Annotated in this window: 11 protein-coding genes and 1 tRNA gene; 8 read left to right on the forward strand and 4 right to left on the reverse strand. The window is 60.3% G+C overall.

The window, feature by feature from the left end:
• The 3 genes from K8U03_15480 to K8U03_15490 all read right to left on the reverse strand — a co-directional run bounded on the left by K8U03_15480 (position 1) and on the right by K8U03_15490 (position 3,505).
• A complete protein-coding gene (locus K8U03_15480; protein MCE9606297.1) occupies positions 1–939 on the reverse strand; it encodes an SMP-30/gluconolactonase/LRE family protein in 939 nt (312 codons plus the stop codon).
• Between the two features lie 197 nt (positions 940–1,136).
• Complete coding sequence (locus K8U03_15485) at positions 1,137–2,048, reverse strand: hypothetical protein (protein ID MCE9606298.1); 912 nt, start codon at positions 2,046–2,048, stop codon at positions 1,137–1,139.
• A 107-nt stretch (positions 2,049–2,155) separates the two neighbouring features.
• A complete protein-coding gene (locus tag K8U03_15490) occupies positions 2,156–3,505 on the reverse strand; it encodes a DUF1552 domain-containing protein (protein ID MCE9606299.1) in 1,350 nt (449 codons plus the stop codon).
• 737 nt (positions 3,506–4,242) lie between these two features.
• Here K8U03_15490 and K8U03_15495 point away from each other — a divergent pair.
• The 5 genes from K8U03_15495 (at position 4,243) to K8U03_15515 (ending at position 10,044) form a co-directional block, all read left to right on the forward strand.
• Positions 4,243–5,352 carry a DegT/DnrJ/EryC1/StrS family aminotransferase gene (locus tag K8U03_15495; GenBank protein ID MCE9606300.1) on the forward strand — a complete coding sequence of 370 codons (1,110 nt, stop codon included), beginning with the start codon at positions 4,243–4,245 and terminating at the stop codon, positions 5,350–5,352.
• On the forward strand, positions 5,352–6,395 hold the full coding sequence (locus K8U03_15500) for a GDP-mannose 4,6-dehydratase (GenBank protein MCE9606301.1): 1,044 nt from the start codon (positions 5,352–5,354) through the stop codon (positions 6,393–6,395). The genes K8U03_15495 and K8U03_15500 overlap by 1 nt, the downstream gene beginning before the upstream one ends.
• A gap of 44 nt (positions 6,396–6,439) precedes the next feature.
• A complete protein-coding gene (locus K8U03_15505; protein MCE9606302.1) occupies positions 6,440–7,174 on the forward strand; it encodes an N-acetyltransferase in 735 nt (244 codons plus the stop codon).
• 25 nt (positions 7,175–7,199) lie between these two features.
• Positions 7,200–8,162: a glycosyltransferase family 2 protein gene (locus K8U03_15510; GenBank protein MCE9606303.1), complete on the forward strand. Its 963-nt coding sequence runs from the start codon at positions 7,200–7,202 to the stop codon at positions 8,160–8,162.
• 76 nt (positions 8,163–8,238) lie between these two features.
• On the forward strand, positions 8,239–10,044 hold the full coding sequence (locus K8U03_15515) for a hypothetical protein (protein ID MCE9606304.1): 1,806 nt from the start codon (positions 8,239–8,241) through the stop codon (positions 10,042–10,044).
• A gap of 147 nt (positions 10,045–10,191) precedes the next feature.
• Here K8U03_15515 and K8U03_15520 read toward each other — a convergent pair.
• A tRNA-Ser gene (locus tag K8U03_15520) sits at positions 10,192–10,281 on the reverse strand.
• A 304-nt stretch (positions 10,282–10,585) separates the two neighbouring features.
• On the opposite strand from K8U03_15520, the gene K8U03_15525 reads away from it, so the two are divergent.
• The 3 genes from K8U03_15525 to K8U03_15535 all read left to right on the forward strand — a co-directional run bounded on the left by K8U03_15525 (position 10,586) and on the right by K8U03_15535 (position 16,087).
• Entirely contained in the window at positions 10,586–12,127 is a 1,542-nt protein-coding gene (locus tag K8U03_15525) for a M20/M25/M40 family metallo-hydrolase (protein MCE9606305.1), read from the forward strand.
• A 304-nt stretch (positions 12,128–12,431) separates the two neighbouring features.
• The gene (locus K8U03_15530; protein ID MCE9606306.1) at positions 12,432–14,231 is read left to right on the forward strand and encodes an ABC transporter ATP-binding protein/permease; all 1,800 of its coding nucleotides are present in this window, start codon (positions 12,432–12,434) and stop codon (positions 14,229–14,231) included.
• On the forward strand, positions 14,231–16,087 hold the full coding sequence (locus tag K8U03_15535; GenBank protein MCE9606307.1) for an ABC transporter ATP-binding protein/permease: 1,857 nt from the start codon (positions 14,231–14,233) through the stop codon (positions 16,085–16,087). Before K8U03_15530 ends, K8U03_15535 begins: the two co-directional genes overlap by 1 nt.
• Positions 16,088–16,380: the final 293 nt, after the last annotated feature.

Genomic DNA, 16,380 nt, shown 5'->3' on the forward strand with positions numbered 1-16,380 from the left:
TCACTTCACGCCGCCGGCTTTTGCGCCCGGCAGCGTCATGCGGACGCTGTAGAGCGAGGTGCGGGCCGTGATGAAGAGCGTGCGGAAATCATCGCCGCCGAAGCAGACATTGGCCGGCACTTCCGGAACGTCGATCTCTTCGAGTTGCTTGCCGTCGGCATCGAAGATATGCACCTTGCCGGCGTGCGTGGTGTAGAGATTCCCTTTCACGTCGAGGGTCATCCCGTCGCTTCCTCCGTCGATGTGGAATAGCTTTTTTCCGAGCTTGCCGTCTTTGCTCACTTCGTAGCAATAGACGCGGCCCGGAAGTTTTCGGATCTCGGGATCGGGGTGTCGCGCGTGGCCGCCGGTGTCGGCGACGTAGAGGCGACTTTCATCCGGCGAGAAGTTGATGCCGTTGGGCATGGCGAGATCTTTGATCACGGCTTCGATCGCGCCTGTCGTCGGATCGAGCTTAAACACCCAGTGGCCGGGAAGCTCGGCCGGTCCGGTCAGCCCCCACGGCGGATCGGTGAACCAGAGCGTGCCGTCGGAACGGACCGCGACATCGTTGGGTGAGTTCAATCGCTTGCCGTCGAACTTATCGACCAAGACTTTAATGCTGCCGTCGGTCTCCGTCCGTACGAGGTTGCGGGCCGCATGCTGACACGAAATGAGTCGACCTTGCAGATCGAGGATGTTGCCGTTCGATTGTTCGCTCTGCCTGAAAACGGAGAGCCCATCGGCTTCGCTCCATTGCATCAGCTTGCTGTTGGGAATGTCGGAGAAGATCAGCTTCTTCTCTGCCGGAATCCAGACGGGACCTTCCGTGAACTTCATGCCGTCGGCGAGCTTTTTCACTTTCTCCCCGGGCGCGACCAACGTCGTGGTCTTGTCTTCGGCAACCACGGTGGTCGCAAGGCACGTTAGCGCAATTACAGTCAAAACATATTTCGGCATCGTCGTTCCTTTGTTTTCAGATCTCTTGCCGGTTGTCTTTCGATTGGCGGATTACGGGCGCACCAGAGTCGATGAGCGTTGCTGATCTTCCAGCGACTTCATTCGTTCTTCCGGAGGGACCGTGACGAAAATCCATTTGTCGCTCTTCACGCGAACGCATCGCCCCGGCCGATAGCCGTCGAGCAGTTCCGTGAACTTTAGGCGAACCTGAATGCCGCTGCTACCCAGCGGCGGGTTCTCGGTCTCTTTCCACTCCAGCACTTGGCCGATCTTCTTGTCGGCACGATGAAACCAAGTGCGCAGCGTCTTCTCGGCCGTGGCGACGCCGAACCCTTTGTTTTGCGTCGTCTTGAGGTCTTCGTACGGCGGCGCTGTTGCAGTTCCGTAGCGAATCGTGCGCTTTCGTCGTCGAGCCAAATATCGGCGACGGTAAATTCCTTATCGCGCGAGCCGGGCGACCAAGTGAGGTTCAGTTGAACGGGCCGGCCGACGACGATGTCGGCGAGATCGACGAGCTTGCGTTGTTTCCAAACTCGGGTCGCGTCGTTGATGTCGAAGATGTACGGAGTATTGATTCCATCTTTGGCCGATTTACCGACAGGCTCGACGTCGATCTTTCCCTTCTCGATGTCCAGTTTCGCCACCTTCCAGCCTTGCCCGCGACGTTGGTAGAAACTGAAGTCGTCTTCCAGCGTCACGGCATGGTTGTGTTTCACCTCATATAGTTTCTGGTCCGGCGGAAGGGGAGGGATCGTGGCTTCTTCTCCGGTCGGAGGCAAATAAAAGTAGCCGTGGACATGTGTGCCGATCGCTAGATCGCGCAGCTCGGCAGGAGCGCCGTGAAACCAAATCATGCCGTAGGGAAGCATGGCGAAGTAGTGGAGCGGGCCGTCTTGGTAACGCTGCCCACCGTCGCCGTCGAGCCGCATGCCCGCCCGACGATTGACGGGATCGATCAGCACTAGCTCACCTGCGAGGTATGTGCCGGAGCCGTGCGGCGGGAACTCATGGGCCTTCAGAACAAGATCGTCTGCCGACGCCGGACGCGCCGTGACGCAGAGCGCTCCGAATAGCAGAGCCGTGAAATATCGAAGCGAATTGCGGATCATGGAAGCAAGACTCGGGTGACATGAAACCCATGTGCCGTGCGGCAAGTGCGCGGGGCGTTCGACAAGCCCACGGCTCGCGCAGCGCGGGTGGATTCGGAGCGAGGCATTTAGGCCGTGATTTCCGAGATCGTGCCGTTGCTGTCGGCGAACTTTTCCGTGCGGACATCCATCTTCTGCGCCATCGTCAGCAGCACATTGCTGAGATGGGCCTTGCTGTTGACCGGGTTGAAGTAAATACCGGCGTGCTTGTCGTAGCCTTTGAAGTCGCGAACGAGATTGTAGTCGACATGCGTGCCGTGCTTCAGGCCGAGTTTGCCGCCGCCGGCGAGCACGATCGGCAAGCTCGCGTTGCCGTGGCTATGGCCGTAGGCCATGCCGCTGCCGTAGAGGGCCATCGTGGAGTCGAGCAGTGGGCCGTCGGCGTCCTTCACTTCGCTGAGCCGGTCGAGGAAGTAGCTGAACTGCTTGACGTTGAACGCATCGCTGTCCAAAAGGTCTTGCAGCAGTTTCGGGTTGCCGTTGTGGTGCGATAGCGAATGGCGATCTTGTTTCACGCCGATTTCGGGCACCGAAGGGCCGCTCCCTTCGTTCCCGGTGCTGAACGTGGCGACGCGCGTGAGATCGGTTTGAAACGCGAGCACGATGATGTCGTACATCGTGCGTAGATACTCGCCGAGGCGTTCCAGCGAGACGTTTTGATTCAAGCGGGCTTGTACGTCGGCCGCGATCTTCGGGCGAGGCGTATCGAGCCAAGTGTCGGCGCGTTCCGTGCGGACTTCGACTTCACGTACCGATGTCAGGTATTGCTCGAGCCGCCCCCGGTCGTCTTGGCCGAGCTTACCGCCGAGCGTGCGGGCTTCGTCGAGAACGGCATCCAGGATGCTTCCGCGGCGTTGCAGGCCGCGCCGTTGTTTGGCGATACCCCCCTGCGGCTCTTCGAACAACTCGCGAAATACGACGCTCGGGTTGCCTTGCGCCGGCAATTGAATGCCGTCGGTGCTATACGCCAACGAATGACCTTGGTTGCTTAACTCCAGCGACGAGTAGCGCGTTTGCGGCGCGGTGACCTGCGCCATCAGCTGATCGACCGAAATCGTGTTTCGCTCCGACTGCCCGATCTTTCCGCCTGTAAGCCAGATGGTGCAGCAATTGTGATGGTTGCCGAGGCCATGCGGATGGTGAAGGCCGGAGATCGGCGTGATGTTCTGCCGGTGCTTCTCGAGCGACTCCAACGGCTTCGACAGCTTATAGCCGGCGCCGGAAGTGGTCATCTGATATTCGATCGTGTTCACGCCGTTGGGCAAGTAGATGAACACGCTTCGCTTAGCGCGCGTCTTCGTCTCGGCAGCGCGAAGCGGACGCATGCAGTCGAGCAGCGGCAAGGCCATCGCAACGCCGAGGCCGCGCAGCATGTGGCGACGATTGAGTAGCCAATTCTGCGACAGGAAGTGAGCCATCTATGATTTCCTAGGTGGGGCAGGCTTCGTGGTCGATTCAAGACTCGATTTTGAAAAACGCGCGAACCGCCGGCTCGCGCGAATGGGTAGTTCATGATACCCGATACCGCGCGCCGAACCCAAGCGATCTCCTCGTCGACCCAAACATCGGCGACTTGGAATTGGCCGTTCTTCCAGTCGAGTGCCTCAGTGGGGTTCAACTGCACGAATTGCTCCGGCGCGAGATTTTTCAACTGGCCGATCCGTCGTCCTTTCCAAATTCGAGTGCTCGGATCGAACTCTGAGCGTCTGATCTCCTTGAAGCCCGTCGACAGTCGTCGGACCGGTCGCGTTTACTTTCAGCTTTCCTTTTTCGATATCGACGGCAATGATTTTCCAGGCTCGTTCGTGACACGAAGAAAAAGCCATTCCGCCATCCTATTTGCTCATCGTACGGTTGGGGCGAGGGTTCCGCCGGCGATGCCGGCGATTTTGGATTCATTTTTCGCACTGGCGACGTATGTCGGGCGTTAAATGCAAGAGCTTCGGCTTTGGCGTCTGCAACATCCGCGATACGGAACTGGCGTTGACCCCCATCGCGGCGGCGTCCTAAAATCCCCGCCGCGCCCCGGTTCGGCAACGACCAACCCAGATCGTTTCCGGCGTCGGCTTTCTTCAGCAACGGACGCTCGGCGAGCGAGTAGTCGGCGGCGGCATGTTCCTAAACGCGTCGCAGGTGCTAGGTATCGGAGCCGATTTTGATTGAGTTCTTCAATGCTCGCGTGGTCGATGCTCCGCTCAGCGAAGAAATCCAAGCGGCGGTCGCGCGCGTCTTGGCCCGCGGCTGGTATGTCTTAGGGCCGGAAGTCGAGCAGTTCGAGGCCGATTTCGCTCGCTATCACGGTGTCGCGCATGCCATCGGCGTCGCCAACGGCACCGATGCCATTGAGTTGGCGCTGCGCGCCGCCGGCATCGGTCCGGGCGATGAAGTGATCACGGTCTCGCATACCGCGGTTCCGACCGTGTGTGCCGTTGAACGCGCCGGCGCGACGCCGGTTTTGGTCGACGTCGACCCGGTGACTTATACCATGTCTCCCGATGCGGCACGCGCCGCCATCACGCCGCGTACGAAGGCGTTGTTGCCGGTCCATCTATACGGTCATCCCGCCGAGCTTTCCGAGCTCACCGCGCTGGCGACGCAACATGGATTGCTGCTCGTCGAAGACTGCGCCCAAGCTCATGGAGCGCGCTACGACGGGCGCCGCGTCGGCACATTCGGCGCAATGGGGGCCTTCAGCTTCTATCCTACGAAAAACTTAGGCGGTTACGGCGACGGCGGAGCCATCATTACCGACGACGACGCATTGGCCGCTCGTCTACGACGCCTGCGCAACTACGGCCAGCGCGACCGCTACCATTCCATCGAGCGGGGCGTAAATAGTCGCCTCGATGATCTGCAAGCCGCGATCTTGGGGGTGAAACTGCAAAGCCTCGATGAGTGGAACGAGCGCCGTCGCCGACTCGCTGAGCGCTACGACGAACGACTCGAAGGGGTCGATTGTCCGCAGCTACGCGCCGGGCAACTTTCGATCGAGCACGTTTATCATCTGTATGTCGTGCGCAGTCGCACGCGTGATGCTCTACGAACCCGCTTGGAAACGGTCGGCGTGAAGACGCAGGTTCATTACCCGATTCCCATCCACCTGCAGCAGGCCTATCACGACCTCGGGTATCGGCGCGGTTCGCTACCGACGACCGAACGCTTGGCTGAAGAGATCCTTTCGCTGCCGCTCTACCCAGGCCTGACGACGACGCAAGTCGACTTCATTTGCGACGCGGTTCGACGAAACGTCAGAGGGGCCGCCTAATGCCATCGTTCATCGATCCGACGCATTGGCAAGGCACGAACGTGCTGATCACCGGCGGGCTCGGCTTCATCGGCTCGAGCTTAGCGATTCGCCTCGCGGACCTCGGTGCCCAAGTGACGCTGCTCGACGCAATGATTCCGGAATACGGCGGCAACCTGTTCAATATCGAGCCCGTCGCCGAGCGCGTGCGCGTCAACTACGGTAATATCTGCGATGAGCACGCGATGAGCTGCTTGGTCCGCGATCAGCAGTATGTGTTCCATCTGGCCGGTCAGGTGTCGCATGTCTTGAGCCTCACCAATCCTTATCCCGACATCGAATTCAACATCAAAGGGACGGCGACGGTGATGGAAGCCGTTCGCCGGCACGCGCCCGACGCGAAGGTCATCTTCACCGGCACGCGCGGGCAATACGGCGCCACGACCGATCTCCCCGTTAATGAAACCGCGTCGACGAACCCCCGTGGAATCTACGAGGTCTCTAATCTCACGGCCGAGAAGATCATTCTGGTTTATCAGCAAGCGCATGGGATCAACTCCGTGCTCCTGCGGCTGACCAACACTTACGGCCCGCGTGCTCAAATGCGGCACTCGCACTATGGGGTCGCTAATTGGTTCGTCCGTTTGGTGCTCGACGACGGCACGATCAAGGTCTTCGGCGACGGAAAGATCAAACGCGACTTCCTCTACGTCGACGATTGCGTCGAAGCGATCTTGATGTCGGCCGTCGCGCCGGAAGCGGTCGGCGAAGTGATGAACGTCGGCGTCGATCAGCCGACGAACTTCCTCGAACTCGCCGAGTTGCTCGTCGAGCTTTCCGGCCAAGGGCGCTGGGAGTTCGCACCGTTCTCGCCCGAACGTCGGGCACAAGAACCGGGCGATTTCTATTCGGACATCAGCAAGATTCGCCGTCTGGTCGGCTGGGAACCGCGCTGCTCGCTCACCGACGGCTTGCGAAGCACGCTCGACTACTATCGGCTGCATCGCGATCGGTATTGGCAGCCGGAAAAGGTCGTGACGCCGCTGTTGCGCGTGGCGGCTTGAAGTGGAGTTGCGCCGATCGAGTTTTCCAGCCCGGATATTTTCGAATGAATGCCGTTGAGTCAACCGCGCAGATCGCCGCCGACGCCGTGATCGGCGAACGCGTGGTCTTCGGCCGTCATGTCACCATCTATCCCGGCGTAACCATCGGCGACGATTGCCGAATCTTCGACAATGCCGTGATCGGTCGGCCTCCGATGTCGGCAGGGAATACCACGCGCGCGGTCGATCGCAGCGCGCGGCCGCTCAGCATCGGGCCCGGCTCGATCATTGGTGCCGGAGCCGTGCTGTACACGGGGATCCAAATCGGCCGGCAAGTGCTGATCGGCGATTTGGCGAGCATGCGCGAAGGCTGCCTCGTCGAAGACGAGGCAGTGGTCGGACGCGGTGTGCAGGTGATGTACGACACGACGATTAAGGCCCGCAGCCGAATCATCGACGGCGCGATCCTCACAGGCAACATGCTGATCGAAGAAGACGTCTTCGTCGGGCCCGGAGTGGTGAGCATCAACGATAACGACGTTTATCTCAAGCGCTTCGGCTTGGCTCCTTTCTCCGTCCGTGGTCCGATCTTGCGGCGCTTTTGCTTGGTCGGCGCCGGAGCGAATCTTGCGGCGGGGGTGGAAGTCGGCGAAGGGGCCATCGTGGCTCCGCAAGCGATGGTCACGCGCGATGTTCTGCCGTGGACGATCGTGGCCGGAGTGCCGGCCGCAGTAAAGCGATCGGTGGAAGAACGAGTACGGCGGCAGATCCTCGAGCACTTTGCGATTCTTGCCGTATAGGAGTCCGCTTAAAACCGGAGTACGAATGAGTTTGGTTTCCATCGTGGTTCCGGTGTTCAACAATTCCGGGAGCCTCGCCGATCTACTAAATCGCTTGGCTCAACTCGCCGGCCGCCATCCGACGGACGAGTTCGAGTTCATCCTCGTCGACGACGGTTCCAGCGACGATTCTTATCGCGTGATGGAACGGTTGGCGGCGCGCGAAGAGCGGCTGACGCTCGTCAAGCTCTCGCGCAACTTCGGTTCGAACGCCGCCATCTTGGCCGGGTTGGAACATGCCGCAGGTGATGCCGTCGGCGTGATCGCCGCCGATCTGCAGGATCCGCCGGAGATGATCGATCAGATGCTCGCCAAGTGGCGCGAGGGGCGCAAAGTGGTGCTGGCGGGGCGCGACACGCGCGACGACCCATGGCTTACTTGTTTGATGGCCGACACCTTCTATAAGTTGTTCCGTCGATTCGCTATCGCGACGATGCCTCCGCGCGGCTTCGACTTCTTTCTGATCGATCGCCAAGTGACCGATCTCGTCGTTGCCACTCAAGAGCGCAACGCTTACCTCATGGGCCTGATCCTCTGGCTCGGCTTTCAACCCGAGGTGTTGTACTACCATCGCGCGAAGCGCGAAACACGCTACGGCCAATCCATGTGGACGTTCGCCCGCAAGGTACGCTACTTTGCCGATGCATTCGTAGCTTTCTCTTACGCGCCGATTCGAGCCGCGACTTGCCTCGGCATTCTCTTTTGCGTGCTCGGTGCGATCTACAGCACCTATATCATCGTCGTGCGGATCGGCTGGGGCATGGCTGTCGATGGTTGGGCCTCGACGATGGTGATGCTGCTGATGGGCTTCGGCGGTCAGATGCTCATCACGGGAATCCTCGGAGAGTATCTCTGGCGCAGCCTCGATGAAACTCGCGGCCGTCCGCGCTATATTTGCGAAAGCGTCAAGCAGGGCCAAGCACATCGCAGGCCATTGCGGATCGGTTGAACGATGTCCTCGACCATGCGCGAGGTATCGCACGGGGACGAACTACAAGCTGCTCCATTCGTAAGAAGTGATTCCTATGTGTGCCGACGCTCTCGCTGTCGCCCGCGATCGCACCACATTTCGCTTCGTGCTGGCGACTTGGCTCCTCTCGACGGCCTTTGCCCTTTGGTTCGCCGTAGGTCTAGGCTTCCGAATTCCTTACGCCGACGAATGGCGCTGGGCCGGAGAAGTGACCGGTCAACAGTCGGAGGGGACGGCGTGGTTTCTTAAGTCGGAGAATTCGCATCGTCTGCCGCTACCGAAGTTGATCTACATCGGGCTGACGCAAAGCACCGGCGATTTTCGCTCCACCGCCGTCGCGAGTGTATTACTCTTGTCGGCATCGTCGCTGGTGTTGATCTTCTGTATGCGCCGCCGGCGCGGGTCGACGAGCCCGCTGGATATTCTTTTCCCGTTGCTGGTGTTGCATGGCGGCAATTATCTAAACCTGATGTGGGGCTTGCAGATCTTCTATTGCTTGAGCACGGCTCTCGCGACGCTGTGGCTGGGCTTAGTGATCGCGAGCGGGCCGCGGCTTTCCTTGCGCGCGGCAGTCGCTGCCGGTGCCTTGCTGCTCGCGTTAGGGTTTTGCGGTGGCCCCGGCATTTGCTTGTTGCCGGCGCTGGCGCTATGGCTCGTCTATGCCGGAGTCGAGCGCTGGCGCGATCCCGATTCGCACTCGCGACGTGACGCCGTCGTCATCATCGCGCAGGTCGTTCCGGCCGGCTTGCTCGTCGTCTGGTATTTTAGCGGCTCGGCCGGTGTCGGATTCGAGACGGAGAGCGTTCGCGTTATCGATGCGCTCCGCGGCGCCGCGCAAGCCGTGACGATCTCTTGCGGCCGCATGGGTCGCGAACTTTGGCCTGTCTCCGGTTTCATCGTCTTCGGCGGGCTCGTCGCTGTATCGTGCTTTCTCGTGCGGAGTTGGCTCCGCCGGCCGGAGGTACGGCTCGAGGTCGTCGGGATGGCTTGCTTCCTCCTCGCGATGGTCGCGCAAGCGCTGGCGATCGGCATCGCGCGCGGTGCGCTTAGCCCCGACTATTGCCTCACCGGCCGCTACACCTTGCTGACCGCGCCACTGCTCGCGGCCTGTGCCGTGTGCGCCGGGCTGTATGCAACACGCAGCGTCGGCCTGAGAGCGCAATGGGTAATGACCGTCGTCGTGTTGGCCGTGGCGATCAGCTATGGCTCCAACGGCGTCCATCACGCGCGCGAATTGCTGGTAAAGACCGAGCGCGTCGAGCGACTCGTGCAAGAGGGAGTCTCTCCGCGAGTGATCGGCGACCGTTGCAGCGCCGAGATGCAAGACTGGGCTCGTTCGCTCGAGATGCATCTCACCTGGCTCCAAGCGGCCGGCCTACCGCCGTACGAACGTCATCCGGCCGCTTCTCCGGCCGAGTTCACCGCGGTTCACAAACTCGCCGACGTAGCTTCGGGCAAGATCCAACGAACCGTGGTCGACGGACGGGTTCGGCTCGAAATCCCGCTACGGATTCCGCAGGATCATCGCGTGGCCTTGATCACCGTACGGACGAAGAACAACCTCCGGAGCCGAAAGCGGATCAACGGTTTCGATTGGTCGCTGACATCGCAGGGAGTTGCGCCGGCCGGCAAGTCGTGGTCGCAAAAGTCCGACGTTGGGGACCCACTCTTTGCGACGCTGCAAGTACCGGTGTCGGAAGTCGCAAGTTCCACAAGCGGCATGTCGCTCGTCTTGCAAGCTTCGGAGCCCGGAATCGATTTTCCGGCCGACACCGATCGAAGCGACATGATCGACGCCTATCTCTACTTCAGCCCGGCTCCGATCACTCAGGCTGAAGCGAAGCAGTCGATTACGAAGTAAGCTCCGGCCGGACGTGCAAAACCGCAACGTCGTTCCGCCGCGCGATAGGTGCCTCGTTCGGCCCGTCTCACGGCGATTTCTCGAAGAGCCGTATAAACGCAACTGCCCGCGCGTCAATAAGTTATGACGCGCGGGCAATCGTTCATGCGGAGAGGGAGGGATTCGAACCCTCGGTACACCTTTTGAGCGTACGACGGTTTAGCAAACCGTTGCCTTCGACCACTCAGCCACCTCCCCGATGCTCTTCCAGAAACATCGTCCTTCCCGAAACGTCGCACCGGCTTGCATTTGCTTTTCGGTACGCTTCATCGGAAGTCGACAATTTTAGGACTTCTTTCGTCATTCGCAAGGGTTTTACATCAAAGGTTTTGCGGACGACCACTGCATTTGACGCAACCGTGGGTGAGGGTTTTCCCCGCCTCCTAAGCCCTTTCGTCGTTTTTCCGACTAACTTCTAGGTTCTCGTTAAGGATCGCGTATTATTGCAAGTCTGGGTTTTTGGGCGAACTGCTGCGACTTTTACGAGAAGCTACGGTCTCTAATGCCATGTGCTCGTCGTCTGCTCGGTGTGTCGATCGGCATTTTCGCAGCGCTCATCGTCGGCAACGGCGGCCTCGTCTCAGGAGCCGAGTTGGCCCTTAGGCTTTCGGCTCGCAACTCCGTGGCGATCGAAGATCTTAAGGCGCATGCGTCGGTCTTGGCCGACGACACCTTCGAGGGGCGCGAAGCCGGCAAGCGCGGAAGTCGCGCCGCTGCGGGCTACATCATCGAAAAGCTCAAGGCTTGCGGCCTGAAGGGGGGGGCGGCCGACGGCACCTTCATTCAACCTTTCGATCGCGAGCATCGCAACTTGCTCGCCGTGATGCCAGGGAACGACGCCGCGCTCAGCCACGAAGTCATCATCGTCGGTGCGCATTACGACCACGTCGGCTACGGCAACTCGCGGAACAGCTTCGGCCCGTACGGTTACATACACAATGGCGCCGATGACAACGCCAGCGGGGTCGCGGCCGTGTTGGAAACGGCTCAAGCTCTCACTTCGATCGGCGGCTTGCGGCGCACCGTCGTCTTTGCCTTTTGGGACGCTGAAGAAGCCGGCTTATTCGGCTCGAAACATTGGATCGCGCACCCGACGGTTCCGGTAGAGAACGTCACCTGCTTCCTCAACCTCGATATGATCGGCCGCCTGCGAAAGAACACGATCGAAGTTTACGGTACCCGCACCGCTGCGAATTTGAGAAAGATCATCAGCACCGCGAATGCTTCCGCCGGCATAGCGATGGACTACAAGTGGGAGATCAAAGAAGACAGCGATCATGCGTCGTTCTTCCGCCGCCTCATCCCGACCGTGATGTTCCACACCGGTCGCCACGGCGACTATCACCGCCCCAGCGACGACGTCGAAAAATTGAACTTCGAAGGGATGCAAAGCATTTGCCGGTTGATGGTCGACGTCGTCATCGATCTCGCAGATTCCGATCAGCGCACTTGGTTTCGGATGCAATCGGTCAATGAATCGGTTTCGGATGCCGGACGAGATGCGCTAGAGCGGCCGATCGCCGCGCTCGGACCACGCTTGGGCATTTCTTGGCGGCCCGGGGTCTCGAAAGATGCCGGTGTCTATGTCTCGAGCGTGCGCGCCGCGGGGCCGGCGGGGCGTGCCGGTATGAAACAAGGGGATCGGATCACCGCCTGGGACGACATCGTGCCCGCCTCCGATGGAGAGTTCGAGCGATTGGTCTTGCGGCAATCAGGGCCGGTGAAGCTGACGATCGTTCGTCCCGGTCTTGCGGATCCGATCGTGGCGACGGTCACGCCGCTCGGCGAGCCCGTGCGCATCGGCCTGAGCTGGGCCCAAGACGATGCCGAGCCGGAGAGCGTAGTCGTGAAGCGAGTCGTCGCCGGTTCTCCTGCCGCGGCTGCCGGGCTACTGGATGCCGATCGCATCTACGAAGTCGACGGTGTGCAGTTCCGCTCATCGGCCGAATTCGAAGCGCTGCTCGAAAAAGCAGGCAAGCGGATGACGTTGATCATCGATCGCAAAGGGATCATGCAGACGCTGGTTTGCGAGCTCGATCGTTAGACCGACGAGCAAGAGCCGATTCAACTGATCGGCCTTCGGCGATGGCCGATTCTTGCCGGCCGAGTGTCCTGCACGCTTGGGTCCGGTGCTTTAGGTGCCGTGAATTCGCCTGGAACGTGCGATCGCTCTGGCGAACTGGAGGCGCCCTTCGGTATCCTTAGAGAGCGAACGAAGACGGATCGTCGGCCTGCGCGATTGCGTCGAAAGATTAAACTCTCGCGAGCGGGCAAAAGGTCTTGTCGCGCTTTTGGCTATCGAAACGTCTCCCGCCGCCGATCTATCGAATCTCGCTCTCACGCGCCGGATGCTGGCCTTGGCGTGGATGTATCGTCGCGGCTGCATTCAGATCATTCTGCTGCAGGGGGTGCTCCTCGGGCTGAGCGTCTTAGGGCTCAGCTTCTTAGGCCAAGCGATCGACGTGATCCGCCATGCCGCGGTGCCGGGAAGTCCGGAACCGTCGTACTTCGGTGGTTGGCATCCTCCTACACATTGGACCGCTTGGCATACTTCGCTGGTTGCCGCCGCGGCGGTGCTGGTGGTCGGCTTGGTCCGAGCCTTGCTGAGCTACGTGCTCGCGGTCGTCGTGGCGCGGGTCGTGCAGATGGGAATCGTCGTCGCGCTGCGAACGCAGGTGTACGACAAGCTCCAGCGGCTCGCCTTTCGCTTCTTCGATCGGCATACGACCGGCTCGATCATCAATCGCGTGACCGGCGATGTGCAGTCGGTGCGGCTCTTCGTCGACGGCGTCGTGATTCCGATCATCATGGTGGTCCTGTCGCTAGTCGTGTATTTCGTCTACATGTTTCGCTTGCATGCCGGGCTGACCCTCGCCTGCTTGTCGACGATGCCGCTCACGTGGTGGCTCTCCGTTCGTTTCTCGCAACGGGTCCGGCCTGCCTACGAGCGCAATCGCGATCTCGTCGATCGGATGGTCCTCACGCTTACCGAGAACATCCGGGGCGTGCATGTCGTCAAAGGGTTCGGGCGCGAGCCGGAAGAGATCGCGAAGTTCAATCGCGCGAGCGGGGCCGTGCGCGAACAGCAGCATTGGATCTTCGACCGCATCAGCATCTTCACGCCGACGGTCGAAATGCTTTCCGCGCTTAATCAAGCCGTTCTGCTCGGCTACGGCGGTTGGCTCGTCATCGAAGGCCGCTTGCCGCTCGGCTCCGGGTTGATCGTGTTCTCCGGATTGTTGCAACAGTTCTCTTCGCAAGTCACGCGCGTCGCCGGCATCATTAATAGCGTGCAACAAAGCCTTACCGGTGCGCGACGCGTGTTCGAGATTCTCGACGCGCCGGTCGAGATCCAATCGCCTGCGCGGCCGGTGCGACGAAAGAAACTGGCAGGCGCGATTCGCTTCGAGCACGTTTCGTTCGGATACGACCGAGCGAAGCCGGTACTGCGCAATATCTCTCTGGCGATCGAGCCGGGCGAGTGCATCGCACTCGTCGGCGCCACCGGTTCCGGCAAGACGACGCTTCAGAGTCTGGTGCCGAGATTCTACGACCCGACGTTCGGACGCGTCAAAATCGACGGGATCGACGTGCGCCGCTACGACCTCGACGACCTGCGACGCAACGTCGGCGTCGTCTTTCAAGAAAGCTTCTTGTTCAGCGATACCATCGCCGCGAACATCGCGTTCGGACGGCCCGACGCGACGCGCGAGCAGATCGAAACCGCGGCCAAAATCGCCGCGGCCCACGAGTTCATCGATCGCTATCCGAAGAAATACGACACGCCGCTACGCGAGGCGGGTTCGAATCTTTCCGGCGGACAACGTCAGCGGCTCGCCATCGCCAGGGCGTTGCTCACGGCACCACCGATTTTATTGATGGACGACCCCACCGCTTCGGTCGACGCTCGCACGGAGCATGAGATTCTCGATGCGATGGATCGCGCGATGCAGGGCCGCACGACGATCGTCGTAGCGCATCGATTGAGCATGTTGCGCAGGGCCGATCGCATCGTCGTGCTGGAAGACGGCGCGATCGTAGATATCGGCACTCACGCCGAGTTGCTGCATCGCCCAGGCTCTTATCGCCATGCCGCGCGCATTCAGGCCGATTTCCAAGTCGACGAGCCCGTCGCGGGGAGTTCGTAATGTCGAACTCGACGACGGATCGCGACGAGCGACGATCGAAGACAAGGCTGCTTGCCAAGAACGTGCCGGTGGTCGATCACGGCGACGAACCCCGCGACGAAGCGGTGCGCCCCTTGCAGTGGTCGCTCATCGCGTGGATTGCGAGTTTTACGCAGGCACATGCGCGTAAACGAAATAGGTTGTTGGTGTTCGTCGTCCTGCGCTCGTTGCAGTTGCCGGTCGCCGCTTGGGCGATCGGGCGGATCATCGAAGGGCCGATCTCGCACGGCTCCATACCAGGCCTGATGTACGGTGTCGGGGCGTATTTAGCGCTCGCGGCGTTCACGAACTTCACGCTTCACTTTCGCCAGCGGTTGGCGCTCGAACTCGGCGAAGCGGTCGTGCAAGACTTGCGCAACACGATTTTCGATCATCTCCAACGCCAGCGCATGGCGTTCTTCAACCGCACGAAACTCGGCCGCATCATCAGCCGCACCACATCCGACGTCGAAGCGGTGCGGGCCGGAATTCAAGACGTGTTCTTCGACAGCATCGTCGGCTCGGGACAAATCCTCGGAGCCGCGGCTTTGATGGCGTGGTACGACGTGCCGTTGTTCCTCGTCGTCGTGGGGCTCGCGCCTGTGCTGTGGTGCATCAACCTCGTGTTTCGCAAACGGCTCAGCCAAGTGCATCGCGAAGTGCATGAGAGCTTCAGCCGCATCACGTCGTCGCTGGCGGAATCGGTCAACGGGATCGAAGTCACGCAAAGCTTCGTGCGGCAAGACGTGAACGCCGAACGCTTCGCCGACCTGATCGAAGACCATTCGCAATACAATCTCAAGGCGGCTCGCACGGCGGGTAGTTTCTTGCCGCTGTTGGAATTCAACAACCAAATCTTTCTCGCGCTGTTGCTCGGCTTCGGCGGCTATCGAGTCTTGGATCCTGAAATACGAATGCCGATCGGCGATTTGATTCAGTTCTTCTTTCTCGCGAATATTTTATTCCAACCGATCCAGGCACTCGGCGAACAATACAATTCCGCACTCACGGCGATGGCCGGTGCGGAGCGCATTCGTGAATTGCTGCAAACCCCAACCGATTGGCAAGACCCGCCAGATGTGATCCGCCCGACGGACCTTGCGGGCCGCGTCGAATTCATCGACGTCACCTTCGGATACGATCCGGATGTGCCCGTGCTGCATGGCATTTCGTTTACGGCGGAGCCTTGCCGGACGATCGCGTTGGTCGGACATACCGGGAGTGGCAAGACCTCGATCATCAATTTGGTCGCGAAGTTCTATTTGCCGACGGAAGGCCGGCTGCTGATCGACGGCCTGGATGTCCGCCACCTCGATACCGATGCATTGCATCATCGACTCGGAATCGTGCTCCAGCAGAACTTTTTGTTCTCCGGCACGGTTATGGAAAATATCCGCACCGGCAAGCCGACGGCCGACGATGACGAAGTGCGACGTGCGGTAGCCCAGATGGATTGCACCGATCTGCTCGAATCGCTTCCGGCCGGCTTCGCGACCGAAGTCGGGGAGAACGGCTGCAACTTGTCGTTGGGCCAGCGACAGATCATTTGCTTCGCGCGGGCCATGTTGGCCGATCCGAGAATCCTGATCCTCGACGAAGCGACCAGCTCGATCGATGTGCTGACCGAGGCTCGCATCCAGCATGCGCTCGCGAAGTTGCTGGCCGGTCGAACCGCGTTCGTCGTAGCGCATCGTCTGAGCACGATTCGTAATGCCGATCTGGTGCTCGTGCTCGATCGAGGCCGGATCGCCGAACGAGGGACGCACGACCAACTCGTGCAAGCCGGCGGACTCTATCGTGATCTTTATCACGAATTCATCCGAGCCACGGCTGCGTAAGCTTCGCAACTCCTGACGCGACGGCGCGAGTTGCATCAGCCAACTGTTCCGTGAAAATCTCGATGGGTTTGCGCAATGGGCATGGAATAGGTTCGGATCGAAACCGGAAAGTATGCGCCGCTCGGTTTCAGCCGCTCGCCGACGTTAAATGCTCGGCATACTACGCATTTTAGGTGACGAAGCTCGCAGATTCGTCGAAAACGGCAGCTCCATCGCGAGGCCGCTTTCGAGTATTTGTGCGGCTCCGAACTGCGGCTCCGACGATTAAAGAGAAAAGCCGGCGAAATCTTCGC

The sequence above is a fragment of the Planctomycetia bacterium genome (assembly GCA_021413845.1).
Taxonomy (GTDB): Bacteria; Planctomycetota; Planctomycetia; order Pirellulales; family PNKZ01; genus PNKZ01.

What these genes read in the sequence shown, in the direction of transcription:
- K8U03_15480 (MCE9606297.1), bottom strand. Translation starts at nt 939, where the DNA reads ATGCCGAAATATGTTTTGACTGTAATTGCGCTAACGTGCCTTGCGACC.
- K8U03_15485 (MCE9606298.1), bottom strand. Translation starts at nt 2,048, where the DNA reads ATGATCCGCAATTCGCTTCGATATTTCACGGCTCTGCTATTCGGAGCG.
- K8U03_15490 (MCE9606299.1), bottom strand. Translation starts at nt 3,505, where the DNA reads ATGGCTCACTTCCTGTCGCAGAATTGGCTACTCAATCGTCGCCACATG.
- K8U03_15500 (MCE9606301.1), top strand. Translation starts at nt 5,352, where the DNA reads ATGCCATCGTTCATCGATCCGACGCATTGGCAAGGCACGAACGTGCTG.
- K8U03_15505 (MCE9606302.1), top strand. Translation starts at nt 6,440, where the DNA reads ATGAATGCCGTTGAGTCAACCGCGCAGATCGCCGCCGACGCCGTGATC.
- K8U03_15510 (MCE9606303.1), top strand. Translation starts at nt 7,200, where the DNA reads ATGAGTTTGGTTTCCATCGTGGTTCCGGTGTTCAACAATTCCGGGAGC.
- K8U03_15515 (MCE9606304.1), top strand. Translation starts at nt 8,239, where the DNA reads ATGTGTGCCGACGCTCTCGCTGTCGCCCGCGATCGCACCACATTTCGC.
- K8U03_15525 (MCE9606305.1), top strand. Translation starts at nt 10,586, where the DNA reads ATGCCATGTGCTCGTCGTCTGCTCGGTGTGTCGATCGGCATTTTCGCA.
- K8U03_15530 (MCE9606306.1), top strand. Translation starts at nt 12,432, where the DNA reads ATGCTGGCCTTGGCGTGGATGTATCGTCGCGGCTGCATTCAGATCATT.
- K8U03_15535 (MCE9606307.1), top strand. Translation starts at nt 14,231, where the DNA reads ATGTCGAACTCGACGACGGATCGCGACGAGCGACGATCGAAGACAAGG.